Origin of the sequence: Streptomyces amritsarensis (assembly GCF_001953875.1) — a bacterium.
Taxonomy (GTDB): domain Bacteria; phylum Actinomycetota; class Actinomycetes; order Streptomycetales; family Streptomycetaceae; genus Streptomyces; species Streptomyces amritsarensis.
The window spans coordinates 1-2,038 of record NZ_MQUR01000200.1 but is presented as its reverse complement, the minus strand read 5'-3'; the positions used below and the strand labels follow the sequence as shown (position 1 = coordinate 2,038).

General features: G+C 71.2%; 2 pseudogenes. Both read right to left on the bottom strand.

The annotated features are described in order from the left end of the window. Positions 1–94: 94 nt before the first annotated feature. Positions 95–768: pseudogene (locus AVW11_RS38890) on the bottom strand (S8 family peptidase); the annotation flags it as partial. A gap of 4 nt (positions 769–772) precedes the next feature. Further along, positions 773–1,329 (bottom strand): annotated as a pseudogene (locus AVW11_RS38885) (protease inhibitor I9 family protein); the annotation flags it as partial. Positions 1,330–2,038: the final 709 nt, after the last annotated feature.

The window sequence follows — 2,038 nt, the reverse complement described above, 5'->3', positions numbered from 1 at the left end:
CGACCGCACTGCGGTCGCCCCCGCCTGTTCATCCGTTCACCTGCTCATCCGCCCATCGCGGCTCGGACGTCGTACCGTGTCGCTCCCGCCGTGCTCAGAACTGCAGCGCCCAGGAGTCGATCTTTCCGGTGTCGAGGTTCGCGTTGTCGTTCACCCGGAGCTTCCACACGCCGTTGGCGACCTCCGAGGAGGCGTTGACGGTGACGCTCTTGATGATGTTGTCCGCGCTGCCGCCGGAGCGGTTGTGCAGGTTGTACAGGGTGCCGTCGGGCGCGACCAGGTCCACCTTGAGGTCACCGATGTAGGTGTGCTTGATGTCGACCGCCACGGTCAGCGCCGCCGGGGCGTTGCCGGCGACACTGCTGACGGTGACGGGCGATTCGACGGTCGCGTTGTCGCTGATCGCGTAGTCGGCGGTGTTCTCGAAGCGCTTGCCCGGCGGGACGGTGCCGCCCTCGCCGACGTTCAGCAGCAGGTTCGGGGAGCCCGTGCCGGGGCTGGTCACCACGTTCGCAGTGGCTGCCGCGACGAGGGCGTCACGGACCTGCGCCGGGGTGCTCGAGGTGTTCTGCGACAGGTACAGGGCCGCCGCCCCGACCACGTGCGGGGTGGCCATGGACGTGCCGGAGATGGTGTTCGTGGAGCTGTCGCCGGTGCCCCACGTGGAGGTGATGGAGGATCCGGGCGCGAAGAGGTCCAGGACGCTGCCGTAGTTGGAGTAGCTCGCCTTGGCGTCGGAGCTGGTGGTGGCGCCGACGGTGATGGCCTNNNNATGGCGTCGTAGCCGTAGGAGGCGCGGCCGCCGAAGTCCTGGTGGGTGATGCGGACACCGGTGTCGATGATGTACGCGGTGACGCCCTCACCGGCCTTGTCCGGGTAGGTGTAGCTCTGGTTCAGGGGGAGGGCGCGCTGGTCGATCCGGTCGAGGCCCCAGGACGGCGGGTTCGGCTGGGTCGCGTCCACGGTGAAGACGCGGTCCTGTACGACCGACTGGACGGCCGGGTCGGCGGCGAGCTTCCTGGCCTGCGCCTCGGAGACCTTGACGGAGTATCCGTTGAGGGCCGCGCTGTAGGTCCGGTCGATCTTCGCGCCGTAGCGCTTCGCCACGGCCTTGCCGCTGTCGGCGGTGGAGCGGGCCGCGGAGTCCTTCAGGGTCACGATGTAGCTGCCGGAGATGCTTCCGGCGGCGCCGGCGTTCTCGATGACGCCCTGCGGGCCGCTGTCGGCGGCGGAGGCGGGCAGGGCGGCGGCCGCGCCGAGCGCGAGGGCCGCGACGGCGGTCGCGCTGATGCCGGCGAGCCTCCGGCGGGTGTGACGCATCACGGACATGTGGGGGGTCCTCCTCATGGGTGGTGCACTTCGGGGATGAAGCGGAGGCGACTGCGCAACAGGAAATCGCCATGCACATGACAACCCGTCAACTTGCCTCCGCCCCCGAAAGATTGGCCCACCCCCGGCCCGCCCACAAGGGGCCGACGAGCGCGTAACATCCTTGCCATGCTCCGGCCATGAACGAGCAAAGACGTACCGCACATGACGCGGGCACGGCCGCCGGGCCCGAGCGGCGACCGCCGGCGCGCCGACTGCCTTCCCGTACCGCCGGTGCTGCGCTGACCACGGCGGCCCGCGGGGCGCGATTTCACGCCGGAAACGGTGGGTGCGCCGCAACGACCCGCCATGAGGGCCCTCCCGCACGGTCGTGACGCACCGCCGCCACGGCCTGGGCCCCTGCACACCACTCCTGGCGGAGCGGCGAACTCCACCGCCTTCGCGGACCGAGCTGATTCAAGCCACGCCGCACGCCCCGGCGGGGCGGCGGCCGTACGGGACGGGGTGCGGCGGCGCCGGCCGGGGCCGGAGGCTCGGAGGTCGGCACGGCGGCGCGAAGACAGCGGCGGCCGTTCACGGCGGAGGCGGGAGCCGAGTTGTGAAATTTTCGTGAGCGGGCTCACCCGGCGGGGCCCGGCCGCTGAACGTGCGCGGTGTGGGGTGTGGGGGTGTCAGGTGAGGGTGGCGAGGGCGGCTTGGTGGTGGGGTG